The organism is Halorussus salinus (assembly GCF_004765815.2).
Taxonomy (GTDB): Archaea; Halobacteriota; Halobacteria; order Halobacteriales; family Haladaptataceae; genus Halorussus; species Halorussus salinus.
In genome coordinates, this window is the sequence record NZ_SBIS02000008.1 from 134,130 (window position 1) to 157,055 (window position 22,926).

Annotated in this window: 24 protein-coding genes; 13 read left to right on the top strand and 11 right to left on the bottom strand. The window is 66.8% G+C overall.

The features are described from left to right. Positions 1-51: 51 nt before the first annotated feature. Complete coding sequence (locus EPL00_RS17700; protein WP_135854225.1) at positions 52-999, bottom strand: CARDB domain-containing protein; 948 nt, start codon at positions 997-999, stop codon at positions 52-54. Between the two features lie 292 nt (positions 1,000-1,291). Between EPL00_RS17700 and EPL00_RS17705 the strand changes: the two genes are divergently transcribed. Next, on the top strand, positions 1,292-2,221 hold the full coding sequence (locus tag EPL00_RS17705; RefSeq protein ID WP_135854224.1) for a gluconate 2-dehydrogenase subunit 3 family protein: 930 nt from the start codon (positions 1,292-1,294) through the stop codon (positions 2,219-2,221). Then, entirely contained in the window at positions 2,221-3,996 is a 1,776-nt protein-coding gene (locus tag EPL00_RS17710) for a GMC family oxidoreductase (RefSeq protein WP_135854223.1), read from the top strand. The genes EPL00_RS17705 and EPL00_RS17710 overlap by 1 nt, the downstream gene beginning before the upstream one ends. A gap of 37 nt (positions 3,997-4,033) precedes the next feature. Here the strand turns inward: EPL00_RS17710 and EPL00_RS17715 are convergent, their stop codons facing one another. Further along, entirely contained in the window at positions 4,034-4,723 is a 690-nt protein-coding gene (locus EPL00_RS17715) for a cupredoxin domain-containing protein (protein ID WP_135854222.1), read from the bottom strand. A 179-nt stretch (positions 4,724-4,902) separates the two neighbouring features. Here EPL00_RS17715 and EPL00_RS17720 point away from each other — a divergent pair, with 179 nt between their 5' ends. The 3 genes from EPL00_RS17720 to EPL00_RS17730 all read left to right on the top strand — a co-directional run bounded on the left by EPL00_RS17720 (position 4,903) and on the right by EPL00_RS17730 (position 6,814). Beyond that, entirely contained in the window at positions 4,903-5,364 is a 462-nt protein-coding gene (locus EPL00_RS17720) for a DUF7471 family protein (protein ID WP_202932687.1), read from the top strand. Beyond that, positions 5,361-5,873 carry a winged helix-turn-helix transcriptional regulator gene (locus tag EPL00_RS17725; RefSeq protein ID WP_135854221.1) on the top strand — a complete coding sequence of 171 codons (513 nt, stop codon included), beginning with the start codon at positions 5,361-5,363 and terminating at the stop codon, positions 5,871-5,873. The genes EPL00_RS17720 and EPL00_RS17725 overlap by 4 nt, the downstream gene beginning before the upstream one ends. 134 nt (positions 5,874-6,007) lie before the next feature. Next, positions 6,008-6,814 (top strand): ion transporter, encoded by an 807-nt coding sequence (locus EPL00_RS17730; RefSeq protein WP_135854220.1) that lies wholly within the window; start codon positions 6,008-6,010, stop codon positions 6,812-6,814. 30 nt (positions 6,815-6,844) lie between these two features. On the opposite strand, the gene EPL00_RS17735 is transcribed toward EPL00_RS17730, so the two are convergent. After that, positions 6,845-8,692 carry a S9 family peptidase gene (locus tag EPL00_RS17735; protein ID WP_135854219.1) on the bottom strand — a complete coding sequence of 616 codons (1,848 nt, stop codon included), beginning with the start codon at positions 8,690-8,692 and terminating at the stop codon, positions 6,845-6,847. Between the two features lie 136 nt (positions 8,693-8,828). Here EPL00_RS17735 and EPL00_RS17740 point away from each other — a divergent pair, with 136 nt between their 5' ends. Then, positions 8,829-9,521, top strand: coding sequence for a TIGR00266 family protein (locus tag EPL00_RS17740; RefSeq protein ID WP_135854218.1), 693 nt, complete (start codon positions 8,829-8,831; stop codon positions 9,519-9,521). Between the two features lie 10 nt (positions 9,522-9,531). On the opposite strand, the gene EPL00_RS17745 is transcribed toward EPL00_RS17740, so the two are convergent. Further along, positions 9,532-10,224: a bacterio-opsin activator domain-containing protein gene (locus EPL00_RS17745; protein WP_162224255.1), complete on the bottom strand. Its 693-nt coding sequence runs from the start codon at positions 10,222-10,224 to the stop codon at positions 9,532-9,534. A 133-nt stretch (positions 10,225-10,357) separates the two neighbouring features. On the opposite strand from EPL00_RS17745, the gene EPL00_RS17750 reads away from it, so the two are divergent. From EPL00_RS17750 to EPL00_RS17765, 4 genes are all read left to right on the top strand, one after another. Beyond that, entirely contained in the window at positions 10,358-11,824 is a 1,467-nt protein-coding gene (locus EPL00_RS17750) for a DUF7405 family protein (RefSeq protein ID WP_135854216.1), read from the top strand. 542 nt (positions 11,825-12,366) lie between these two features. Then, positions 12,367-13,098: a fumarylacetoacetate hydrolase family protein gene (locus tag EPL00_RS17755; RefSeq protein WP_135854215.1), complete on the top strand. Its 732-nt coding sequence runs from the start codon at positions 12,367-12,369 to the stop codon at positions 13,096-13,098. An 82-nt stretch (positions 13,099-13,180) separates the two neighbouring features. Next, positions 13,181-13,414: a DUF7542 family protein gene (locus EPL00_RS17760; protein ID WP_135854214.1), complete on the top strand. Its 234-nt coding sequence runs from the start codon at positions 13,181-13,183 to the stop codon at positions 13,412-13,414. 161 nt (positions 13,415-13,575) lie between these two features. Further along, positions 13,576-14,634 carry an iron transporter gene (locus EPL00_RS17765; protein WP_135854213.1) on the top strand — a complete coding sequence of 353 codons (1,059 nt, stop codon included), beginning with the start codon at positions 13,576-13,578 and terminating at the stop codon, positions 14,632-14,634. A gap of 20 nt (positions 14,635-14,654) precedes the next feature. Here EPL00_RS17765 and EPL00_RS17770 read toward each other — a convergent pair whose 3' ends face one another. Beyond that, positions 14,655-15,050 (bottom strand): DUF2267 domain-containing protein, encoded by a 396-nt coding sequence (locus tag EPL00_RS17770; protein ID WP_135854212.1) that lies wholly within the window; start codon positions 15,048-15,050, stop codon positions 14,655-14,657. 114 nt (positions 15,051-15,164) lie between these two features. On the opposite strand from EPL00_RS17770, the gene EPL00_RS17775 reads away from it, so the two are divergent. Then, positions 15,165-15,611 (top strand): universal stress protein, encoded by a 447-nt coding sequence (locus EPL00_RS17775; RefSeq protein WP_135854211.1) that lies wholly within the window; start codon positions 15,165-15,167, stop codon positions 15,609-15,611. Between the two features lie 30 nt (positions 15,612-15,641). On the opposite strand, the gene EPL00_RS17780 is transcribed toward EPL00_RS17775, so the two are convergent. The 3 genes from EPL00_RS17780 to EPL00_RS17790 all read right to left on the bottom strand — a co-directional run bounded on the left by EPL00_RS17780 (position 15,642) and on the right by EPL00_RS17790 (position 17,191). Beyond that, positions 15,642-16,232 carry a VIT1/CCC1 transporter family protein gene (locus EPL00_RS17780; RefSeq protein ID WP_135854210.1) on the bottom strand — a complete coding sequence of 197 codons (591 nt, stop codon included), beginning with the start codon at positions 16,230-16,232 and terminating at the stop codon, positions 15,642-15,644. Further along, positions 16,232-16,519 carry a DUF211 domain-containing protein gene (locus tag EPL00_RS17785; protein WP_135854209.1) on the bottom strand — a complete coding sequence of 96 codons (288 nt, stop codon included), beginning with the start codon at positions 16,517-16,519 and terminating at the stop codon, positions 16,232-16,234. Before EPL00_RS17785 ends, EPL00_RS17780 begins: the two co-directional genes overlap by 1 nt. A gap of 69 nt (positions 16,520-16,588) precedes the next feature. Continuing rightward, positions 16,589-17,191 (bottom strand): DJ-1/PfpI family protein, encoded by a 603-nt coding sequence (locus tag EPL00_RS17790; RefSeq protein ID WP_135854208.1) that lies wholly within the window; start codon positions 17,189-17,191, stop codon positions 16,589-16,591. 157 nt (positions 17,192-17,348) lie between these two features. On the opposite strand from EPL00_RS17790, the gene EPL00_RS17795 reads away from it, so the two are divergent. Next, entirely contained in the window at positions 17,349-18,878 is a 1,530-nt protein-coding gene (locus EPL00_RS17795; protein WP_135854207.1) for a sensor histidine kinase, read from the top strand. Between the two features lie 47 nt (positions 18,879-18,925). Here EPL00_RS17795 and EPL00_RS17800 read toward each other — a convergent pair whose 3' ends face one another. Both EPL00_RS17800 and EPL00_RS17805 read right to left on the bottom strand, forming a co-directional pair. Beyond that, positions 18,926-19,933 carry a transcription initiation factor IIB gene (locus EPL00_RS17800; RefSeq protein WP_135854206.1) on the bottom strand — a complete coding sequence of 336 codons (1,008 nt, stop codon included), beginning with the start codon at positions 19,931-19,933 and terminating at the stop codon, positions 18,926-18,928. 398 nt (positions 19,934-20,331) lie between these two features. Then, the gene (locus EPL00_RS17805; RefSeq protein ID WP_135854205.1) at positions 20,332-20,955 is read right to left on the bottom strand and encodes a phosphoribosyltransferase; all 624 of its coding nucleotides are present in this window, start codon (positions 20,953-20,955) and stop codon (positions 20,332-20,334) included. A gap of 179 nt (positions 20,956-21,134) precedes the next feature. Here EPL00_RS17805 and EPL00_RS17810 point away from each other — a divergent pair, with 179 nt between their 5' ends. After that, complete coding sequence (locus EPL00_RS17810; RefSeq protein ID WP_135854204.1) at positions 21,135-22,583, top strand: arylsulfotransferase family protein; 1,449 nt, start codon at positions 21,135-21,137, stop codon at positions 22,581-22,583. Positions 22,584-22,613: 30 nt separating this feature from the next. Here EPL00_RS17810 and EPL00_RS17815 read toward each other — a convergent pair whose 3' ends face one another. After that, positions 22,614-22,826, bottom strand: coding sequence for a DUF7576 family protein (locus tag EPL00_RS17815; RefSeq protein ID WP_135854203.1), 213 nt, complete (start codon positions 22,824-22,826; stop codon positions 22,614-22,616). Positions 22,827-22,926: the final 100 nt, after the last annotated feature.

Sequence of the window (22,926 nt, forward strand, 5' to 3'; positions counted from 1 at the left end):
GCCGCGGGGCGTCCCCGACGCCCCACGTCACACCGGCGTTTCCGCTGTCGCTCACGCGCCGACGAGCGGTCGGGTCGCGTTCGCCGCGGAGTCGTTTCCGGCGGTCCCGTTTCCGCCCGTGGCGTTCGCCGCGACGAACCGAATCGGTGCCGTCGCGTTGCTGTCGAACGCCTGCACCGAGTGGGTGTAGGTGCCCGGCGAGTCGGGCAACGTCGCCGACGAGACTTGGAACGTCACGTTCGTCGAGGCGTTCGGCGCGAGTCGGACGACCTGTCGGCCGAGGCTCACGTCGCCGAACTCGTAGCGCACGATTTCGGTGCCGTTCTGCCCGCCGGGGTTGGTGACGCGCGCGCTCACGGTGTACTGCTCGCCCACCGGGACGGTCTCCGGCCCGGTGAAGTTCGTCACCGTGAAACTGCTCCGGTCCGCGCCCGGTTCGGTCGTCTCGTTCGCCTCGGTCTGCGCTGGCGCGGCCCCGAGGACTCCTCGGAGGACGGCGGTGCCGGGCCGGTATTCGAGCGACCCGACCGCGACGCGACCGACCGAGACGGCGTACTGCGCGCCCTCGAATCCCGACGCGCCGCTCGCGAGTCGCCGGACGAACCGCTCGCCGACGGCGACCCGGAGGTTCGTGACGCTCGCGTCCTCGTCGGGGTTCTGGCTCGTCAGCGTCTTGACGAAAAGCGAGCCGGTTCCCCGCCTGACCGTCAGGAGGGCCTCCTCGACCCCGACCCTCGTGTCGCCGACAGTCACCGCCGCGCTCCGGACTAGCACGGACCGCCGACTCTCGTTGCCCGAGTCGTTTTGCGCGCCGTCGGCCTGCGCGAGCGCCGCGGCCCCGGCCGCGCTCCCGTGGGCCGCGCTCGCCGCGCCCGCGCCGCCGTCCGCGACTCGTTTCGCCCCGGTGTCCGCCAGCACCGCGCCCGCGCCCCCTGACGCGACTACCAGTCCGAGTACGCACAGTACGACTCTCAGACGCCCCGCTTTCGGTACGTTCATTCCGCCCGCTCTACCTCGCCCGCCGGAATAAAAATCGACAACTGTTCACATCGTTCACAGCAATTCGCTCGTGCGCCGCGAAATCGGCCGTGAGCGGTCGTCTGTTGGATTATTCACGGCCCGTTGTATCGTGTTAGATCGTGACTTTCGTGCCGTAACTCGAATTGCGCGTGAGAAACCGGGTGGAGAAAATGTTGGACGAAAAGAAAACGAATCCGTAATATGTGAAACGGTAACAACAGACGTACGGTATTAATTCGGTCTCCCTCTCACCCCGAGCGGGGGAACTTTCGTGCGAGACCAACCGAACGACGAGGAGGAACCGCGATTCGACTTCACGCGACGCTCGTTCATGGGCAACACCGGACTGGCAGGCGGTGCCATGATGCTGGCCGGGCAGGCGGTCGCGACCGCCAGAGGAGAGGAGGGCGATCGAACTCGCGCACAGGAGACGCCGGGCGGTGACGCGGGCGTGGACGAGGAGGGCTTGGAGTTTTTCGACATCACGCAGGCCAGACTCGTGCAGGCGATGGCCGCGCGCATCATGCCCGCCGACGAGGTCGGTCCGGGCGCGGTCGAACTCGGCGTCGTCTACTTCATCGACGAGCAACTCAACAGCGAGTTCGGCGTCGCGTCGGACTGGTACATGGAGGAGCCGTTCGTGAACCGCTACGACGGCGCGAAGCCCAATCAGGGGTGGCAGTCGCGGCTCACGCCCGCCGAGGTGTACGAGTACTCCCTCGACTGGGTAGAGGAGTACACCAGCGAAGAGTACGGCAAGAGCTTCCTCGATTTGACCGACGAGCAGAAAGACGAGGTGCTGGCGGCCTTGGACGACAACGAGGTCGATACCTTCCGGTCCATCGAACCGGAGGAGTTCTTCCGACTGCTCCGGTTCAACACCTTGGAGGGGATGTACTGCGACCCGATGTACGACGGCAACCGGAACATGGACGGCTGGCGGATGAAGCGGTTCCCCGGTTCGCCCGGCGCGCTCGGGAGCTATCGGGACCTCATCGACCGCGGGGAGTTCATTCGCATCCCGCCCCGCGACGTGGAGGACGACGTGGAGTCGCTCGGCATCGAATCGGGGACCGACTCGTCGGAGGGCGTCCAGTCGAGCCACAGCCACGGCCCGCGCTACGAACTCGAAGACGGTTCCGACGAGGACGACGAGGGCCACCACGAGCGCGACGACGATTCGGACGGGGGCGGTAGCTGATGGCGACCCAACTCGACCCGGTGGACGTGGTGACGGTCGGCGCGGGGTGGACTGGGAGCATCGTCGCCAAGGAACTCGCGGAGGACGGCAATCAGGTTGTCAGTCTGGAACGGGGCGGCGAGCGGAGTCCGCAGGACTACCTCACGATGCACAACGAACTGCGGTACGCGCTCCGCTACGAACTGATGCAGGACCTCTCGAAGGGGACCGTCACGTTCCGCAACACGCCCGACGAGGAGGCCCTGCCGATGCGCCGCCTCGGGTCGTTCCTCCTCGGGAAGGGCGTCGGCGGCGCGGGCGTCCACTGGAACGGCCAGACGTGGCGGTTCCTGCCCTACGACTTCCAGATTCGGTCGAAGACCATCGACCGGTACGGCCGGGACAAGATTCCCGAGGACATGCTCCTGCAGGACTGGGGCATCACCTACGACGAGTTGCGGCCCTACTACCTCGAATTCGAGAAGCTGTGCGGCATCTCGGGCACCGCGGGCAATCTCGACGGCGAGATACGGGACACCGGCAACCCCTTCGAGGGACCGCGCGCGGAGGACTACCCGACCCCGCCGATGAAGACCACGCCGCCCTTGGAGCGGTTTATGGACGCGTCGGCCGACCTCGGCTACCATCCGTTCATGTCGCCGTCGGCGAACCTCTCGGAGGCGTACACCAACCCCGACGGCGTGTCCCGCGGGGCCTGTCAGTACTGCGGGTACTGCGAGCGGTTCGGATGCGAGTGGGGCGCGAAGGCCGACCCGACGGTCACTGCCCTGCCGGTCGCCAAGGAGACCGGCAACTTCGAACTCCGGACGCAGGCCGACGTTCGGCGGCTCCTCTACGACGCCCGAGAGGGCCGAGTCAGGGGCGTCCAGTACGTCGATACGGTGACGGGCGAGGAGTACGTCCAACCCGCCGAGACCGTCGCGCTCACGGCGTACGTCCTGCACAACGTTCGACTCCTGTTGCTCTCGGACATCGGCGAACCCTACGACCCCGAGAACCCGCAGGACTCGGGCAACGTCGGGAAGAACTACTGCTATCAGAACTTCGGCGGGAGCGCGACCGGCTACTGGGACGACGAGCAGTGGAACCTCTACATGGGGGCGGGCGCGCTCGGCGCGGCCGTGGACGACTTCAACGGCGACAACTTCGACCACACCGGCCTCGACTTCCTCCACGGCGGCAACATCGCCATCACCCAGACCGGCCGCAGACCCATCGTCAACAACCCGGTGCCGCCGGGCGTCGAGCGAAACTGGGGGTCGGAGTTCAAACGGGCCAGCGTGAACTACTTCAACAGTTCGCTGTCCATCTCCGCGCAGGGCGCGGTGCTTCCCTACGCGGACAACTACCTCGACCTCGACCCGACGTACACCGACGAACACGGCGACCCGCTCTTGCGCATGACGTTCAACTGGAAGGAACAGGACCGCAAACTCGCGGAGTACGCTGGCGAGAAGTGCCGCGAGATAATGGAGGCGATGGACCCCGACCGGATGAGCTACAGCGACGAGGTTATCGGCGAGGGCGGCGACTACGACATCCGACCCTACCAGTCCACCCACAACACCGGCGGGGCCGTCATGGGACCGAACCCGGACGTGTCGGTCGTGAACAGCTACCTCCAGTGTTGGGACGCCGAGAACCTGTTCATCCCCGGCGCGTCCGCGTTCGCGCACAACAGCGGCTACAACCCGACCGGGACCGTCGGCGCGCTCGCGTTCCGCGCGGCCGACGGGATGAAGCAGTACCTGCAACGCCCGCGGATGCTCGACTGAAAGAGGTCGTCGCGGTTCTCCGTGGTTCTCCGTTCTCCTACTCGTTCTCGCCCGACCCGCCGACCACCACTTCGCCGACCATCCGCTCGGGATGCACGACGCAGAGGTACGTCGCTATCTCCGGGACCGCGACGAACCGAAACGTCTGGTCGGCCCCCTGCTGGCGGATTATCTCGGTCTGCTCGATGCCGTTCTCCGGGAGCGCGACCGCGCTGTCGCCGGTCGTCGCCGTTCCTGTGGTGTCTCCTCGCGTCGTCCCTCCTTCGGCGGTCGTCGCGTCGCCGCCGGTCCCGGCGTCGCCGGTCGCGTTGCCGCCGGTCGCGTTCTCGACCGGCGTGGCCTCGGCGTCGGCCCCCTCCGGCAGGATGACCGGGAGGTAGCTCCCCTCGGCGTCCCGGAACGCGAAGTTGTGCGGTAGTCCGTCCAAGTTCTCCCACGTCACCTCGTACACCGCGCCGGGTTCGAGTCGGAGCGTCGGATTCGCCACGCCAGCCACCGACTCCCTGTCGATGGACTCCGGCGCGCGACCGTACCAGCCCTGTTCGCGGCCGCCGAACCGGAAGGCTCGCCTCGCGCGCACGCCGCCTTCCTGTCGCTTCGGTCGAGGCTCGTCGCCCGCCCCGCGAACGCCGAGGCTCCCGAACGCGCTCGTCGTCAGCGCCGCGGCGACGCCCCCGAGGAGCGCCCGTCGTGACCGCCCGTCCGAATCGGTTGGTTGGCGCGTCATTCTCGTCTCCACGGACGCGCTTTCGAGGGTTAAACGACCGACATCGTTCGATTCGGCGAACTGTTCCGAACGCTCACAACCCGCGATTGCGGCCGAAAACGCTCGCGTTCCGAAGTTCAACGCCACCCACCCGCGGCGCGAGCAGAATCGGTAAACCGCTCGGGCGAGTAAGCGACTCTATGCAACGACCACCGGTATCGCCGACGCCCCTCGCGGCGGGTCACGGCGGGGTGGACCTCGCGTTCGTCGCCCTCCTCGCGCTGGCGGGGGTCGGGTCGGCCGTCCTCGTCGGTCTCGCGCTGGCCGCGCTCGTCCGGCGGCGCTCGCGGTCGTACCTGCTGGTGACGCTCGCGCTGGGGACCCTGCTGGCCCGCACCGGCGTCGCGGCGCTGTCGCTGACCGGCGCGCTCGCGGAGGGTTCGCACCACTTGCTGGAACACGGCCTCGACGCGGCGATGGCCGCGCTCGTCGTCGCCGCGGTGTACGACGCCCGGCGCGTGCGCCGGTCGGCGGACGCCGGGAGCGACCGCGACCCCGCCGACTCGTCGCCCTCGCTCCGGAGCGACGGCGGCACTCCTCCCGACGAGCGCCGGACCGAAGACCGCGATGAGAATCCCCCCACCGAGGAGGCCGACCGATGAACGCGACGCGTCGCACCATCGCCGACCACGTGCGGGCCAACCCCGGCGTCCACTTCAACGCGGTCGTCCGGGCGCTGGACCTCGCGCCGGGGCAGGTCCAGTACCACCTCAAGCGCCTCCGCGCCGACGAGTCGGTCGTCGCCGACGAGATTCGGGGCCGGACCCACCTCTACCCGCCGGGGTACGACGACTGGGAGCGGTCGGCGCTCGCGGTGTTCCGGCGCGAGACCGCCCGCGACTTGCTGGCCCACCTCCTCGACGCGGGCGAGACGACCCCGGCCGCGCTCGCCGACGAACTCGGCGTGGCCCGGAGTACCGTCGAGTGGCACCTCGACAACCTGACCGACGACGACCTCGTGAAAAAACGGCGGGAGGGCAACCGGGTCTACCTCGAACCCGCCCGACCTGACGAAACTGCCGCCCTCCTCCGGGAGATTACGCCGTCGCTCCCCGAGCGCATGGTGGACCGGTTCACGAAGTTGGTGGACGGACTGGTCGAGGAGGGGTAGCGCGACCGGTCGCCGACCGGACCGACCGTCTCGTTCGTCGCCAGTCCCTCTCGTCCCTCCCAGTTCCTCTCGCTCGTTGTCGGTCCGTCCCGCTCGTCGCCAGTCGTTTTACGTCGTCCGTCGTACCCCGCGGCATGACTCGGAGTCCGAAGCGCCGCGTCGCGGCCGCCTTCGACCCCGCGACCGACAGTCGGGCGAGCGGCGCGGTCAACGGCGTCGTCGGCGCGCTGATTCTGCTCAACGTCGCCGCCGTCGTCCTCCAGACCGTGGACCCGCTGTACGCACGCTACCGGACGGCGTTCCGTCTGTTCGAGGCGATTTCGGTGGCGGTGTTCGTGGTCGAGTTCCTACTGCGGTTCTGGTCGTCGCCCGCGAGACCCGGTTACGAGGGACCGATTCGGGGGCGTCTCGCGTTCCTCGCGAACCCCTACGCCGTCGCCGACCTGCTGGCGATTCTGCCCGTTCTCCTCGGCATCGCGGCGCTTGACCTCCGGTTCGTCCGGGTCGTGCGGCTCTTCTGGTTCCTCCGCCTGTTTCGGGAGTCGGCGCTCTGGCGGTCGCGCCAGCGGTTCGTCCGGGTCGTGCGCGCCCGGCGCGCCGACCTCCAAATCGCGGTCCTCGTCGCGGCGCTCGTTTTCCTCGTCTCGTCCAGTCTGATGTACTACGCCGAACTATCAGCCGACACCTTCGCGTCCATCCCCGACGCGATGTGGTGGGCGGTCGTCACGCTGACCACGGTCGGCTACGGCGACGTGGTGCCGGTCACGCCGCTCGGTCGTCTCCTCGCGGGCCTGACCGCACTCGGGGGCATCGGCCTGTTCGCGCTCCCGGCGAGCATCCTCGTGTCCGGCTACGAAGAAGTACGGAATCGGCCGGAGGCCGTCGCCGACTCGGACTGCGAGTGTCCGAACTGCGGCCACCGGTTCGAGGAGTCGGACTGACTCGCCGCCGGGCGCGAAGCGGACGCGGCGTTACTGCTCGGCGCTCGCTGTCGCCTCCGGAAGCCGACGCTGAAGGAAGTCGTCGAGCGTCCGGAACGTGCGTCTCTTCTGGTCGATGTCCGACGAGGAATGGCCCTCCTCGCCCAACTCGACGTACTCGAAGTCGCCCTCCTCGCCCTCCTCGAAGTCAGCGTCCAGTAGCGCGTCCCGGAAGATGCGGGCCTGCGAGACCGGAACCCTGCTGTCGTTGACGCCGTGGAGCATCAGGAGGGGCGCGTCCAGATTCTCGGCGTACTCGACGGGACTGCGCTCCCGATAGAGGTCCGGGTTCTCGTCGGGAGTGCCCAGATACTTCTCCATCAGTTCGGTCCGGAAGTGGGGCATCGTGTTCTCGTACATCTCTTCGAGGTCGGTTAGCCCGATCCACGCGATGCCCGCGGCGTAGAGTTCCGGGTACTGCACCATCTGCCAGTAGGCCGAGTACCCGCCGTAAGAACCGCCGAAGACGACCACGCGGTCCTCGTCTATCCAATCCTTGTCGGTGACTTGCCGGGTCGCTTCGGCGATGTCTTCCTGCTCGCCGCCGCCCCAGTCGTCGTAGAGTCGTTCCACGAACTCCCGGCCGCGCCCGGTCGAACCGCGGTAGTTGACCTTCAGGACGCTGTAGCCCCGCGAGACGAGGAACTGGGTGTAGAGTCCCCACCCGCGCTTGTCGGCGTGGCGCGGGCCGCCGTGAGGGTTCACGACGAGCGGCGACGGTCGCTCGCCGGAGTCGTACAGTAGCGCGCCGATGTCGAGTCCGTCGTGCGATTCGAACTGGAAGTAGTCGGCGTCGGCGAACCGGTCGGGGTCGAACGCGCCGTACTCGGCTTCGACCAGCGTCTCGTACTCGTCGGCTTCGAGGTCGTAGACCAGCAGTTCGGGCCGACTGTCGGGCGTGGCGTGGATGACGAGAACCCGGTCGTCGCCGAGGAAGGGGTTCGTCTGGTCCAAACTCGATAACACCGCCACCCCGTCGGGCAGGTCCAACTCGCGGCCTTCACCGGTCTCCACGTCGTAGACGACCGGCACGTCGGCGGCGTCGCGCGTCCGCTTGGCGAGAATCCGCTGGCCGTCCGGGAAGAAGCCGACCGGCCTCTCGTCGGCGTCGGCGTCGCCGAACCACGTCACCGCCTCTGCGTCGAGGTCGTAGACGCCGCATCGCTCGAAGTTCTCGGTATTGTCGCCGACCAGCAGGCGCTCGCCCTCCGGTCCCCAGTCGGCGGGGGACGCCTCGGCCCCGGTCTCGCCGATGTCGAGGTTTCGGGGGTCGCTCCCGTCGGCGTTCGCCACGTACACGTCCGCGTTGGCGAACTCCTCGGACTCGTTGGTCGTGTAGGCGACGCGCTCGCAGTCGGGCGAGAGCGTCCCCCCACCGACCGCGCGCTCGTAGTCGGTTATCTTGGTCGTCTCGCCCGATTCGAGGTCGTGGCGATAGAGGTTCATCTGGCCGTCCGCCGACGAGCCGACCAGTAGGGTCTCGCCGTCCTCGCCCACGTCGGCGAGACGCGTCTGGCCGTCGAGTTCGACCACGGATTCGACCTCGCCGTCGCGGTCGATGGCGAACACGTCGTTCTGCTCGTCGCCGCCCTCGTCGTCGTGGTAGAAGATTCGGTCGCCGTCGGCGCTCCACTTGAGGTACCACTGGGCGTTGCGCGGCACCTCGCCGTCGCTGACCTGCCGCATCTCCCCCGTCTCGACGTTCACGAGGTGCAACTCGTTGCGTCCCGAAACGTCGTAGTACAGCGCCACCTCGTCGCCGTCCGGCGACGCTGTCGGGTGGTAGAAACTCGGGAGTCCAGCGAGTTCTTCGAGTACGTCATTGTCTCTATCTGTCACGAACCACACTATATATCTGGAGTATAAAAATATTGGCAAAACGATACTCCTGTCGGAGGGTTCTGTTATCCGGCGCGGGACCTACCTCGCTCGCGCTGGCCCGAAGGGCTTACACGCAGTCCGGCGTCTTCCGGGTATGCGACACGACATCGAATCCGGCCCCGCGTACTCGCTGTTGAACGTCACGCTCGAAGACGGCGAGGAGATACGGGCGGAGGGCGGCGCGATGGTCAGTCACGGGGAGAACGTCTCGATGGACACGAACGCGACCGGCGGGTTCCTCACGTCGCTCCGTCGGAGCGTCTTCGGCGGCGAGAGCTTCTTCCAGAACACGTTCGCCGCGTCGGGCGGCGAGGGCGACCTGACGCTCGCGCCGCCCCTGCCCGGCGACGTGGCTCACGAAGACCTGTCCGACGAGACCGTCTACGTCCAGTCGGGGTCGTACGTCGCGGGCGACACCGGACTCGACGTGGACACCGAGTTCGGCGGCGCGAAGACGTTCTTCGGGAGCGAGGGCCTCTTCTTGCTCCGGGTCTCGGGGTCCGGCCCGCTGTTCGTATCGAGTTACGGGGCCATCAAGGCGGTCGATTTGAGTGACGGCGAGAGCTACACCGTGGACACGGGCCACATCGTCGCGTTCGAGGCCAGCGCCGACTTCGCGGTTCGCCGGGTCGCGGGCCTGAAATCCACGATTCTCTCGGGCGAGGGACTGGTCTGTCGGTTCGAGGGGCCGGGCCGGGTGTGGCTCCAGACCCGGAGTCCCGACGCCTTCCTGTCGTGGCTCCTGCCGAAGATTCCACAGACGACGTACGCCAACAACAACCCGTGAGGCGCGCTCTCTACTCCCACTCGTCCACGAGGATACCGAACACCTTCCGCTCGGCGGCCCGGAGGTGCTGTGAGAACGTCGTGCTGGTGACGCCGAGTCGTTCGGCGACCTCCTCGCCGGACTCGCCGCGGGGCCACTCGAAGTAGCCCGCGACGAACGCCGCCTCCAGTACCTCGCGCTGGCGGTCGGTCAGTCGCTCGGAGACGGCCGTCGCGAACTCCCGGCGGGTGAACACCGGCACGTCGTGGTCCTTCTGGCGGCGCGCGACGACCTCCGCCGACGGGTGGGTCTCCAGAAAGGTCTCCACGACCGTCGAGACGCGATAGACCGTCGGCACCTCCGCGACAATGCGGGCCTCGCCGTCCCGACTCCGGAGTTCGCGGGGAATCGCGCCCGCGTCGGTCAGCGTCACGACGAAGTGGTCGGCGGGTTCGCTCACGACGACTTCCACGACGCCGCCGTCGTCGCTGGCGTCCATCGTCCGCGCTTCGAGACTGTCGTACTCCTCGATGCAGGCGAGGACTTCCGCGGCGGTCGCCCCCGAGAAGCAGTGGAAGATGGCGTAGGTGTCGTCTCCTCTGGGGACGATCTGCTCGACGCGCGTCCGGCAGTCGAGGCGCTCCGGTATCGAGACCAGCGGGTACCGGTCGTCGGTGACGCGGAACTCGACCTCGACGACTGCGTCGCTCTGTGGCTCGGACACGGTGGAGACTCGCCGAACCAACTCGGCGAACTCAGTTGAACGTTTGGTTACCGGAGAACTCCTTCGAACCGCCCGCACGCTTTCGACGCCGGAACCAGAATCCCCTTTTGGGTCGGGTCCTAAGTTCTCGCCGATGAACGACACCGGACCCACCGACGCCGACGAGCGCGAAGGCGACGCGCGGGAGGCCCCGACCCGCGAGGCCGACGGGGCCGACGCTGGTGCGCCAGACACCGGTACGTCGGACGCCGGTTCGCCGGACGCCGGTGCCTCGGATACCGGTTCGCCGGATGCCGGTTCGCCGGATGCCACCGGAGGCGGCGAACGGGGCATCTCCCGGCGGGACTTCGCCAAGGCGGCGGTCGCTATCGGGGGCGCGTCGGCGCTGTCGGCCTGCCTGAGCCGCGGCGACGACCTCGACGTGGCCACCGGACCGGACGACCTCTCGACGCTTCCCGCGCGCCAGCACGCGTGGGACGGGTTTCTGGCCCGCGACGACCACGGCAACGTGAAAGCGCCGCGCCACCGCGTTCTCCTCTTGCTGAACTACGCGGGCGAGGGCGCGCCGAGCGACGCGGACCGCCGGACCGCCGAGTCGGCCTTCCGGAGCCTCGAACGCGCCTACGAGCGCGGCGGAAAGGGACTGCTCTTTACCGTCGGCTACTCGCCGTCGTACTTCGACCGATTCGACGCCGACCTGCCCGACTCGGTGGACTTGCAGGAGCCGAAGGCGCTGGCCTCCTTCGAGGACCCGAAACTCGACCGACAGGACGCCGTGGTTCACCTCGCCAGCGACCACGCCGAGGTCGTGCTGGCCGCCGAGGAGGCCCTCCTCGGGAACAGCGACAAAGCCAACGGCGTCGAGATGGAAGCCGACCTCTCGGGAGTCTTCCAGAAGGCCGACCGCCGGACGGGGTTCATCGGCGAGGGCCTGCCCGCCGACCATCAGGACGTGGACGGGATTCCCGACTCCGAACCCGTGGACGAGGAGTCCCCGCTCTACATGGGCTTCAAGTCCGGGTTCCAGAAGAATCAGGCCAGCGAGGACCGCGTGACGATTCGGGAGGGTCCGTTCTCCGGCGGCACCACCTCGCAGGTCTCGAAGATTCGGCTGAACTTGGACCAGTGGTACGGCCAAGACAGTCGCTACCAGCGCGTCGGCAAGATGTTCTGCCCGGTCCACGCCGAGGAGGGCCTCGTGGAGGGCGCGGGCGACAACTTGGGGGACTCCTCGAAGATGGAAGCGACGGGCTGTCCCGCCCACGCCGAGGACCACGCGCGGACGAAGGGGATGGTCGGCCACTCCCAGAAGACGGCCCGAGCGCGGGACGACGACGACTCGCCGCTGATGATCCGCCGGGACTTCGACTCGACCGACGACGGCAAGGCGGGCCTGCACTTCGTCTCGCTCCAGCGCACTATCTCGGACTTCGTGGACACCCGCGACGCGATGAACGGCGAAGACCTCGCGGAACGCTCCGCCGTCGGCCAGATGAACAACAACGGCATCCTGCAGTACATGGACGTGGTTCGGCGCGGGAACTTTCTCCTCCCGCCCCGCGCAAAGCGCGCCCTACCGACGCCGAATCCGGAGAACTGAAGCGTCTCGTTTGACTCGTCGGTTGTCTTCCGATGTCGTTACCTATTAACAAAAGATACGGCCCTTACGATCAATCGAGTCGGCGCTGTCGCTCTGCCCAAAACATGAGTTCATCCCGCATTTCGTCGGGTACGTCTCCAAAGAGACAACCGAGACGGTTGCCAAGGTTCTGCCAACTCAACCTATTGAATGTTCCCTCGTTGTACGGGCCGCTTTCGAGTGCGTCTTGCCAGCCTTGATGGAATGTACGCTCACGACTACTATCGAGTGGTTTCCGGATGTCTTCTTCGTACATCGAAAGAACATCTTGTGAGACCATGCCTACAATTGTCATCATGAAGGGCCATAAAACCCATCCAGACTCCCACGCTCAGCGGAATACTCGGAAGCAAACGCGAATAGTGTACTGAACGCAACCTCTCACGTACTCTCGAAGTCCATTATGTAGTCAATTTGCTGAGGTCGATGGTTTCGTTTCACGAAACCCCCACGTCGTTGCGGATTCCTGAACCTCTTTATCCTGCCCCGACACACCCACGCACATGCGAACAGTCAGATTCCGCGACCCCGCTGGCTCCACCCGAACCGGCGAGTGGACCGACGAGGGCATCGAGGCCGCCGACCGAACCTACGACGAGTCCGAGGTCGAGATTCTCCCGCCCTGTGACCCCTCGAAAATCGTCTGCGTGGGGCTGAACTACGCCGACCACGCCGCCGAGCGCGACAAGGACGTTCCCGAGCGTCCACTCCTCTTTCTCAAGCCGCCGAACGCGCTGTCGGCCCACGGCGACACCGTGCCGCTCCCGGCCGGGAAAGAGCGCGTGGACCACGAAGCCGAGTTGGCGGTCGTCATCGGCGAGCAGGCCCGCAACGTCTCGGCCGACGAGGCCATGAACTACGTCGCGGGGTTCACCTGCATGGACGACGTGTCGAACCGCGACGACCAAGACCGCGAGCAGAACTGGGTCCGGGGCAAGGCGTTCGACAACTCCGCGCCGCTCGGTCCCGTCCTCGCCACGCCCGACGAGGTGCCCGACGACGCCAGCGTCGAACTGCGCGTCAACGGCGAGACGAGGCAGGCCTCCTCGCGCGAGGAGTTCATCTTCTCGGTCCCGGAACTCATCGAGGAGATAACGACCTATCTCACGCTCGAACCGGGCGACGTGATTTCGACCGGCACGCCCGGCGGGGTCGCACCGCTGGAAGACGGCGACGAGGTCGAGGTAGAAGTCGAGGGCGTCGGCGTGCTTCGCCACGGCGTCCGGCAGGCCTGAGGAACGCTCCGGCACGGCGTTCGGCAGGCTCGACCGCCGCGAGCGAGAAGATTTTACCGACGACGCGCCGTAGTTCCGGACGATGACCGACCAGCGCGCGACGGTGACGTGTCCCGACTGCGACCTCCACGAAGCGTTTCGGAAACTCGGCGCGGCCCGCGAGCGAATCGAGGAGCATCGCACCGAGACCGGCCACGAGGCAATCTGGGACCTCGGCCGCCTCGACGCGGGCGTCGAGCGAGCGGGCGACGAGGCTGGCGTCTGCGGTCGCCCGGAGTGTACCGACGAGTCGCCGCTGTTCCGCGACGACGTGTGACCGCGCTCGGAGCGAGGACCGCGCTCGGACCGAGTGCCGCGACCGCGGCGCTACGGCCGCCCCGACTCTGTTTCCGCCGACGCCGACGAGTAGCACCGCTGACACCGCTTTCGACTACCGAACCAGAACCCGTATTTCCCCGACGCCGCTAGCCTCGACCGATGAGAAGACGCGACCTCCTCCGGGCCGCGGGACCGCTCGGCCTCGCCGGTCTCTCGGGATGCGTCGGGATGTTCGAGACTCAGTCGGCCGCCCAGAGCCGGTTCACGACCGTCGAGGACCGCAAAGAGAAGGTGTACTACCCGACCCACATCGACGGGATGACGATGGTTGGGATGGGCGGGCAGGGCCGGTACAAGGTCGGCCTCATGTACAGTCTCCCCCACGCGTTCTGGACGATTACCGGCCGGAACCTGAACTTGGCGCGCGTCGGCGAGGACGCTACCGCGCACCTGATGGCGACCATCTGGGACACGAAGACGAAGACGGTCCTGCCGACCTCCAGAATCGACGCGACGATTCTGAAGGGCGGCGAGGAGGTCGATTCCACCAAGATGTGGCCCATGCTCTCGCAGAACATGGGCTATCACTTCGGCGACAACGTGCAGTTGGACGGGAGCGGCACCTACACCGCGGAACTCTCGCTGTCGCCGATGCAGGCCCGCCGGATGGGCGAGTTACAGGGCGCGTTCGGCGACCAGACCACGATGGAAGTCGAGTTTGAACACTCCCGCGAGGAGTTGGGCAACCTCTCGCTCGAACAGTTGCCCGACAAGCAGGGCGACCCCGGCGCGATAGAGCCGATGGACATGAAGATGCCCATCGCGCAGGTGCCCGAGCGCGGCGACATGCCCAACGTCCTCGGGCGGGGCGTTAGCGGCGACGCCGACTTCGTGGCGTTCGCGCCCGACGAGTCGCCCCACTTCGTCCCCGACGGGCAGTCGTATCTGGCGGTGTCTCCTCGGACGCCGTACAACCGCTACCCCCTGCCGTTCATGTCGCTGTCCGCGAAACTGACCCGGAACGGAAACGCCGTCTTCGACGACATCCTGCGCTCGGCGCTCGACCCGGAACTGGGCTACCACTACGGCGCGGCGGTCGAGAGCGTCGAGTCGGGCGACTCGCTGACGGTGACGGTGGACGCTCCTCCGCAAGTCTCGCGCCACGAGGGCTACGAGACCGCGTTCGTGAAGATGCCGAAGATGCAGATGTCGGTGTAGGCCGCGAGCGGTCGCGTGGGCTACTCCTCTACCTCCTCGGCGTCCATGAGGTCGAACAGGTCCGCGTAGTCGTCGGGCAGTTGCGCGCGGACCTGCTCGATTTCGCCCGCCGGGACGTGTTCGCTGACCAGACCGACGACGACCTTTCCGTAGTAGGCGGCGTCGGCGCGGTCCGCGTTCGCGCGGTCGGCGACCCGGCCGACGAACTCGTCGTAGTCGAACCGCTGGCCCGACTCGGCGACGTGCAGGTAGAAATCGACCTCCATCGGGAGCGGTCCCGCGAGGTCCTCGGCCTCACCTTCCTGCAGGCGCTCGCCGAGCGTCTGGAGGACGGCGCGAGTCGCCCGGACCGCCCGGCCGGTGTCCGGCAGTTCGAGTCGATTCTGGACCTGACCCATGAAGTCGTCGTACTTCATGTCCGGGCCTAACACGGACGCCCGAAAATACGTAACGGGTGACGACGATTTTCGGGTCTCGAAGGCCGGAAACTCGCCGGAGTACTCTTGTCAGTCCCAATCGAAGTTCCGCGCATGTACGACCGGATTCTGGTGCCGACCGACGGGAGCGGCCCGGCCGACCGCGCCTTCGAGCAGGCGCTCGATTTGGCGGCGACCTACGACGCCGCGCTCCACCTGCTGTACGTCGTGGACGTGTCGTCGCTGGCGGGCGAGTTCGACGCCGTGACCGTGGTCGAACACCTCGAACGGAGCGGCCGCGAGACCGTCCGGGGACTCCGGAAGCGCGCCGAGGAGGCGGGCGTCGAGGAGGTGACGACGAAAGTCGTGGAGGGGACGCCGTATCGGACCATCTTGGACTACGCCGACGACGAGGAGATAGACCTCGTGGTGATGGGCACCCACGGCCGGACCGGACTCGACCGCTACCTGCTGGGGAGCGTCACCGAGCGCGTCGTCCGGACCGCGGACGTGCCCGTGCTGACGGTCCGGGGGTCGGGCGAGTCGGACGCGGACGAATAGAACTGCACTGCCGCCGGATGGAATCGAACGTCACCCCGGCAGGAAGACGTTGACGAGCGCCACGACGATTCCCGCGAGGCCCATCCGGAACGCCGCGACGTACCACCGCTGGCCCGACATCGACCCCATGTACGCCCCGAAGGAGGCCAACACGCCGACTCCGAGCGCGACCGCGACGACGGCGGCCTGCCAGAGCGTGAAGACGACGCCCTCGAAGAGAAACGGGAGGAGGGGCAGGAGGATGCCGATGAGCGGGCCGAGACCGCTGGCGAGCGCGTGGACCGTCCGGGCACCCTGCTGTCTGCGCTCGAAGCGCGTGTCGTCCAAGTCCGTGAGCATCGCGCGCTCGGTCCGGCGAATCTCCGCCTTCGTCTCGGCGCGCTCTATCTCCCAGACGCTCCAGACGCCCGAGGTGCCGAGACCGACCGCCGCGCCGACGCCGATTTTGACCACCGTGAGTCCGTCCGGGACGCCCGAGAGGACCGCGCCGACGACGACGCCGATGCTCGTCAGGGTCCCGTCGAACCCGTTCGAGACGAAGTAGCGTCTGGCGATGGCGAGGACTTCCGGGTCGCCCAGCAGGTCCCGGACGCGCGCGAGGAGGCGGCGAAGCGACGCCATCAGTCCTGTGGCGTCGGGCGCTCCTCGACGACGTACTCCCCGCACGACACCTCGTCTACGGAGTGGAGGCTCCCGCCGATGTCCTCGATTGCGCTCTCCAGTTGCTCGGGCGACACCTCCTCGCCCTCGGCGGTCACTTTGACGTTCTGGACCTCCTCGTCGCGTTCCACGAGCGTCGCCGTCGCGCCCTCGACGCCCTCCACGGCGGCCATCTGACGGACGAAGTCGGCCAGCGAGGGCTGGTGGGGCTTCAACACGTCGGCGACGACGCGGCGGACTGGTGGCATCTTCTCGACCCACGGTACCGTAGCGCAAAGGTCTGGTGCCGGGGCGGGCGTCCGGTAACGAGGCGAGTGTCAGTCCTCGGACGCCTCCGCCGTCGCCGACTCGCCGTGTCGGACCTCGGTCCCAAGCACGTCGAGGAACTGGGAAATCCACTCCACGTGGTCGCTCCAGTCGCGGCCGGTCACGAGGTTGCCGTCGGTCGTCACGCCGTCGTAGTACTCGCCGCCAGCGCCCTCCACGTCGGACTCCAGTGCGGAGTACGCCGAGCAGGTCCGACCCTCGATTACGTCCGCGGCGGCCAGAATCTGCGCCGCGTGACAGATGGCCGCGACCGGCTTGTCCGCCTCGAAGAAGTGCTGGACCGCCTCGATTACCTCGTCGTGGGTCCGGAGGTACTCCGGCGCGCGCCCGCCGGGCAGGACGAGACCGTCGTAGTCTGCCGGGTCCACCTCGGCCATCGACGCGTTCAACTGGAAGTTGTGGCCTCGGGTTTCCATGTAGGTCTGGTCTCCTCGGAAGTCGTGGACCGCGGTCTTGACCGTCTCGCCCGCCTCCTTCTCCGGGCACACCGCGTCTATCTCGTGGCCCACGGCCTGTAGGGCCTGAAACGGCACCATGATCTCGTAGTCCTCGCCGAAGTCGCCGACTATCATCAGGAGTTTCTGTCCGGGCATCGGTGTCTCACCGCACGCTACTACGGCGGGCAACAGAAAATAGGTATCGCCGGGGTCGGAGTCGCTCGGCCATCGAACACCTCTCGGAACCGAATATCTTCTCGAAACTCACAAGAGGTTCCGCTGTGAGACAGGCTACAACGAGTACTTTCACAGAATGAGCGCGCACGAGGAGATTCTCGATCGGATGACAGATGCCTTCTTCGCGGTGGACGACGACTGGCAGTTCACCTATCTCAACGAACGGGCCACCCGGATTCTCGGCCGGGCCGCGGGCGACGAGGAGGACCGCGCGGACCTCCTCGGCGACTCCATCTGGGAGGCTATCCCGGCGGCCGTAGACACTAACTTCTACGAACAGTACCACGAGGCGATGCGGACCCAACGTCCGGTCTCGTTCGAGGAGCGATACGAACCTCTCGACGCGTGGTTCGAGGTCCAAGCCTACCCCTCGGAGACCGGCCTCTCGGTCTACTTTCGGGACATCAGCGACCGCAAGCGCCTCGAAGCGGACCTCCGACGACGCGACGAGGTGTTCCGTCGCGTCTACCGGGCTATCGCCGACAAGTCCGCCACCTTCGAGGAGAAAGTCGAATCGCTGTTGGATATCGGTCGGGACGCCCTCGGCACCGACTACGGGGCGCTCTCTCGGGTCGAGGACGACGAGTACGTCTTCGAGGTCGTCCGGGACTCCTCGGGGGAGACCCGAGCGGGCGACACGACGCCGTTGAGCGAGACCAACTGCGAGCGCGCGGTCGTCACCGAGGAGACGCTCGTCGCGGGCGACATCGCCGAGGACGCGCCGGACCTCGCGAACCGGGCGGGGTTCACCGAACAGGGAATCCGGTGTTACGTCGGGACGCCGTTGCTCGTGGACGGGCAGGTCTACGGGACGTTCTGTTTCTACGACGACGCGGCCCGCTCGGAGGGCTTTTCGGACTGGCAGGTCACGCTGGTCGAACTCATGGGCAACTGGGTCAGTTACGAGCGGGAGCGCGAACGGCGGGAGGCCGAACTCTCCCGACAGCGCGACCGATTGGACGAGTTCGCCCACGTCATCTCTCACGACCTGCGGAACCCGCTCAACGTCGCCGCGGGCCGACTGGCGCTGGTCCGGGAGGACATCGACCACGAGCAGTTCGACGCCATCGAGGACGCGCTGGACCGCATCGAAGCCATCGTGGACGACACGCTCACGCTGGCCCGCGAGGGCCGAACCGTCTCCGAGTCGGAACCGGTCTCGCTCGCGGCCCTCGCCGAGGAGTGCTGGGGGATGGTGGCGTCGGACCGGGCAGAGGTCGAGGTCACGGACTCGTTTCGGGTCCGAGCCGACCCCGACCGACTGCGACAGGTGTTCGAGAATCTGTTCCGCAACTCGGTCGAACACGGCTCCGCGAGCGGTTGTCCACCGACTGACGATGACGCGGAGTCCCACGAGGAGGGCGTCTCGGTCCGCGTCGGTCTCCTCGACGGCCGGGGCTTCTACGTCGAAGACGACGGCCCCGGAATCCCCGAGGCCGACCGCGAGAGCGTCTTCCAGACCGGATACACGACGAGCGACGACGGAACCGGGTTCGGGTTGGCCATCGTCGCGCGGATAGCCGAGGCTCACGGCTGGCGGGTCGGCGTCACCGAGGGGACCGACGGCGGCGCTCGATTCGAGTTCGAGAACGTCGAGTTCGCCTGAGTTCGACGCGTCGCTCACGACCGATTCGATGCCGAAGAAAAGCCGACTTAGGCCGCGACGGAACCGCTCTCTGAGGCTTCCAGCAGTTCGTGGTAGCGGTTGCGAATCGTCACTTCGCTGACCTGCGCCACGTCGCTGACCTCCGACTGCGTGACCTTCTCGTTGGTCAGGAGCGGCCCGGCGTACACCGCGGCCGCCGCCAGTCCGACCGGCGACTTGCCGCTGTGGATGCCCTGCCGCTTGGCGTTCCGGAGGAGTTCGCGGGCGCGGCGCTCGGCCTCGTCGGAGATGCCGAGTTCGCTGGCGAAGCGCGCGACGTACTGCTCGGGGTCGGCGGGCTGAATCTGGAGGTTCAGCTCGCGGACGATGTAGCGGTAGGTCCGCTTGAACTCCATCTCGTCGATGCGGCTCACGTTGGCCACCTCGTCGATGGACCGGGGCGTCCCGGTCTGGCGCGCGGCGGCGTACAGCGCGGCGGTGGCGACGCCCTCGATGGAGCGTCCGGGCAGGAGGTCCTCGTCCAGCGCGCGGCGGTAGATGACCGAGGCGGTCTCGCGCACGTCCTCGGGGAGGCCGAGCGCGGAGGCCATGCGGTCGATTTCGCCGAGGGCCTGCTTGAGGTTGCGCTCCTTGGAGTCGCGGGTGCGGAACCGCTCGTTCCACTTGCGCAGGCGCTGCATCTTCTGGCGCTGGCGCGAGCCGAGCGACCGGCCGTAGGCGTCCTTGTCCTGCCAGCCGATGTTGGTCGAGAGACCCTTGTCGTGCATCATCTTGGTCGTCGGCGCGCCGACCCGACTCTTTTCGTCCTTCTCGCTGGAGTCGAACGCGCGCCACTCCGGCCCGCGGTCCACGGTGTCCTCCTCGACCACGAGACCGCATTCGGTACAGACCGTCTCGCCGTGTTCTTCGTCGCTGGTGACCTTGCCGCCACATTCGGGACAGACCTGCTCGTCTTCACGTTCGGTCGCGTCAGTCTCGGTCTCTCGCTCACTGGTTCGTTCCGATTTCTGTACGCCGGTCTCCTCGTCGTAGCTCTTGATTCGTGTACTCGTCATGATGGGTGGGTCGGGTGAGACTCGTGGAGGGGAGAGAACCAAACAAAGCTCCACCGTCTCGCTTCCTAACCATGAGTTAGGCCGTTAAGTACTTAAAGATTTCGCCGACGTGTGAACGTACCGCACATAGATGCGGCAATTCCGGCCGAAAAATATCCGTCGCACTTAGACGCCGATAAACGGGACTACAGAAGATATGAGCGGAATCTTTCTCCGTTCAAAAATCTTCGTCTGTCGGAGGTAGAATTTCTCTTTTCTCACAATACTATCGCTCGCCGAATCGGGATTTTCGCCGACGAAGCTCGGGTCGAGACTCAAAAGTATCACGGTCGGCGAACCGCGACGGCGACCTCCTCGGCGAACTCGTCTCCGACACGTCCGGCCAGCGACCGTCCGAGTCAGTCCTCCAGATACCCCATCGCCTCGTCGTCGGAGACCTGTTCGAAGGAGTCGTAGAACTGCCCGACAGACCCGAAGTGCGGCGGTGTCTCGACCGCCAACACCTCGTCGGCCTCCGCGCGAAGTCGTTCCACCGAGTCGGGCGACCCGACCGGCACGCCGAGGAGAACCGCCTCCGCGCCAGCGGCGCGCACCTGTCGGAGCGCCGCCACGGTCGTCGCGCCGGTGGCGAGGCCGTCGTCCACGACGAGGACGCGTTTGCCGGTCAGGTCCGGCGGTTCGTCGGTGCCGCGGTACCGCTCCAGTTTCTCGCTGGCGGCCTCGGCCTCCGACTCGCGCTCGCGCTCGAAGTACTCGTCGGTGACGCCGAGTCGGTCGAGTAGCTCCTCGTTCCGCCAGACCGACCCGTCGCTGGCCACCGCGCCGACCGCGAGTTCCGGGTTGTTCGGCGCGCTAATCTTCGAGGCGACCACCACGTCCAAGGGCACCCCGAGGGCGTCCGCGACCGGACGCGCGACCGGGAGGCCTCCTCGGGGTATCCCCAGCACCACGTCGGCGGTCACGTCGTGGTCGTCCAGCAGGTCGGCTAACTGTCGTCCGGCGTCGGTTCTGTCTCGAAACATCGGTCCCCCAGAGAGGGGCGTCGCCAGCGTGCATAAATCTAGCTCGCACCGTCCGCGACCGGGGATTTCCCCGACTCGCCGCGGGCCATAATTCGACCGAGAGAACTCTTAGTTTGCCCTCGCCGTCTGCAGGAAAGAGGACAAAACCCATATATCTCGCCTCACTGTATAGCGGTTGTATGTCGAACGAGTCGAAGTCGCGACTCTCGCGGCCTTGGTTGGTACGCGGCGTGGTGCTTTTGGTCATCGCGTCGCTGCTCGCCCCCTCCGCGGTCTCCGCTCTCACGTACGAACCGAGCGATACGGACCTCCAGAAGGGAACTATCGAATCGCCCGCCAACGGAACGACGGTCATCTCCATTCAGGGCTTCAAGTTCCAAGGGCAGTCCAACGGGAAGAAGCCCGCCCGCCTCGTCGGCGTCGGTCCCCGCGGCGACGTGCAGTGGATTCACGAGGGGTCCGAACTCGACGTGACGTGGTTCTACGACGTGGACCCCGTCAACGGGAGCAATCTCCTCGTCACCGGCACCCGCAAAGGCGGGACGACTATCTACGAGTACAACCCGCAGACCGACGAAATCGTCTGGAGGGAGCGATTCGACGAGGCTCACGACACCCACGACGTGGACCTCATCAACGGCGACCAGTTGCTCGTCGCCAACATGCGTAACTACGACCCCGAGAAGGGGGTCAACGAGGACCGCATCTTCATCTACGACCGCGGGACCGACGAGGTGGTCTGGGAGTGGCAGTTCCGCGACCACACCGACTGGACGAAAAAGCAGGGCGGCACCTTCGCCGCCGAGAAGGCGAAGAACTCCGACTGGACCCACGTCAACGACGTGGACAAGATAGCCGAGGGCCAGTATCTCGTCTCGCCCCGGAACATGGACCAAGTGATGGTCATCAATCGCTCCACGAAGGAGATCGACATGCGCCTCGGGAGCGACAACGACTACAGCGTGATGGACGAACAGCACAACCCGACCTACATGGAGAGTGACAACGGCACGCCCACCATCCTCGTCGCCGACAGTCACGGCGACCGCGTGGTCGAGTACGCCAAGCGCGGCGGTGAGGACGGCGAGTGGAAACGCACGTGGGAGGTCGGGTCGCGCCAGAGCTTCAACTGGCCGCGGGACGCCGACCGCCTGCCCAACGGGAACACGCTCATCGTGGACTCGAACAACCACCGAGTCATGGAGGTGAACTCGCAGGGCGAAATCGTCTGGGAGTTCTACTCGCCGTGGGCACCCTACGACGTGGAGCGCATGACCTACGGCGACGAGGCGATGGCCGCCGACGACCGGCCCACCGCCGCCGACATGAACGCCGAAGGCGACTACGACCTCACCGGAAGCGCGGGTCTCACGCCCGGTACCGGCGACAAACTGACTTTCTCCCAGTGGCTCTCGGCCGCGTTCGCCGGGACGCCGATTTCCGGGCCAGCCGAGTCGTTCGCCACCCAGTGGTCGAAGATAGCGCCGTGGGTCCGCCCGGTCTGGATGGGACCGTGGGACTTCGTGGGTGCTGTGGTCGCCGGACTTCTGCTGGTCGGCTGGACCGTCGGCGAACTCGTCTACAACCGCAAGCGCATCTCGTCGGGCGTCAGACGGCGTCTCGCCTGAAGCTCGCTTTCTTTTCTTTCGCGTCTCTCGTTACTCCCCGGTGTCGCGCTGGCGCTTCCACTTCTGGCGACAGTCGTCGCTACAGAAGTGATACGTCCGGACCACCACGTCGCCGACCTCCGAGACGGTCTCCTCTTCGAACATGGGATGCTGGTCGAACAGGTCGAGGGTCTTGCCGCAGACGATGCAGGCCGCGTACTGCACGTCGCTGTCGCCGTCGTACTCGCCGTAGACCTCTGGCATGGACCCCGATAGGTTCCCGAGGAGCGTAGGTGTACCGCCCGAAACTGCCGCGAAACGCACCCGGCCGCGCCCGCTCGCTCGGCCGACGACTTGAACTGCT

What these genes read in the sequence shown, in the direction of transcription:
- EPL00_RS17700 (WP_135854225.1), bottom strand. Translation starts at nt 999, where the DNA reads ATGAACGTACCGAAAGCGGGGCGTCTGAGAGTCGTACTGTGCGTACTC.
- EPL00_RS17710 (WP_135854223.1), top strand. Translation starts at nt 2,221, where the DNA reads ATGGCGACCCAACTCGACCCGGTGGACGTGGTGACGGTCGGCGCGGGG.
- EPL00_RS17715 (WP_135854222.1), bottom strand. Translation starts at nt 4,723, where the DNA reads ATGACGCGCCAACCAACCGATTCGGACGGGCGGTCACGACGGGCGCTC.
- EPL00_RS17720 (WP_202932687.1), top strand. Translation starts at nt 4,903, where the DNA reads ATGCAACGACCACCGGTATCGCCGACGCCCCTCGCGGCGGGTCACGGC.
- EPL00_RS17725 (WP_135854221.1), top strand. Translation starts at nt 5,361, where the DNA reads ATGAACGCGACGCGTCGCACCATCGCCGACCACGTGCGGGCCAACCCC.
- EPL00_RS17730 (WP_135854220.1), top strand. Translation starts at nt 6,008, where the DNA reads ATGACTCGGAGTCCGAAGCGCCGCGTCGCGGCCGCCTTCGACCCCGCG.
- EPL00_RS17740 (WP_135854218.1), top strand. Translation starts at nt 8,829, where the DNA reads ATGCGACACGACATCGAATCCGGCCCCGCGTACTCGCTGTTGAACGTC.
- EPL00_RS17750 (WP_135854216.1), top strand. Translation starts at nt 10,358, where the DNA reads ATGAACGACACCGGACCCACCGACGCCGACGAGCGCGAAGGCGACGCG.
- EPL00_RS17755 (WP_135854215.1), top strand. Translation starts at nt 12,367, where the DNA reads ATGCGAACAGTCAGATTCCGCGACCCCGCTGGCTCCACCCGAACCGGC.
- EPL00_RS17760 (WP_135854214.1), top strand. Translation starts at nt 13,181, where the DNA reads ATGACCGACCAGCGCGCGACGGTGACGTGTCCCGACTGCGACCTCCAC.
- EPL00_RS17765 (WP_135854213.1), top strand. Translation starts at nt 13,576, where the DNA reads ATGAGAAGACGCGACCTCCTCCGGGCCGCGGGACCGCTCGGCCTCGCC.
- EPL00_RS17770 (WP_135854212.1), bottom strand. Translation starts at nt 15,050, where the DNA reads ATGAAGTACGACGACTTCATGGGTCAGGTCCAGAATCGACTCGAACTG.
- EPL00_RS17775 (WP_135854211.1), top strand. Translation starts at nt 15,165, where the DNA reads ATGTACGACCGGATTCTGGTGCCGACCGACGGGAGCGGCCCGGCCGAC.
- EPL00_RS17780 (WP_135854210.1), bottom strand. Translation starts at nt 16,232, where the DNA reads ATGGCGTCGCTTCGCCGCCTCCTCGCGCGCGTCCGGGACCTGCTGGGC.
- EPL00_RS17785 (WP_135854209.1), bottom strand. Translation starts at nt 16,519, where the DNA reads ATGCCACCAGTCCGCCGCGTCGTCGCCGACGTGTTGAAGCCCCACCAG.
- EPL00_RS17790 (WP_135854208.1), bottom strand. Translation starts at nt 17,191, where the DNA reads ATGCCCGGACAGAAACTCCTGATGATAGTCGGCGACTTCGGCGAGGAC.
- EPL00_RS17795 (WP_135854207.1), top strand. Translation starts at nt 17,349, where the DNA reads ATGAGCGCGCACGAGGAGATTCTCGATCGGATGACAGATGCCTTCTTC.
- EPL00_RS17800 (WP_135854206.1), bottom strand. Translation starts at nt 19,933, where the DNA reads ATGACGAGTACACGAATCAAGAGCTACGACGAGGAGACCGGCGTACAG.
- EPL00_RS17805 (WP_135854205.1), bottom strand. Translation starts at nt 20,955, where the DNA reads ATGTTTCGAGACAGAACCGACGCCGGACGACAGTTAGCCGACCTGCTG.
- EPL00_RS17810 (WP_135854204.1), top strand. Translation starts at nt 21,135, where the DNA reads ATGTCGAACGAGTCGAAGTCGCGACTCTCGCGGCCTTGGTTGGTACGC.
- EPL00_RS17815 (WP_135854203.1), bottom strand. Translation starts at nt 22,826, where the DNA reads ATGCCAGAGGTCTACGGCGAGTACGACGGCGACAGCGACGTGCAGTAC.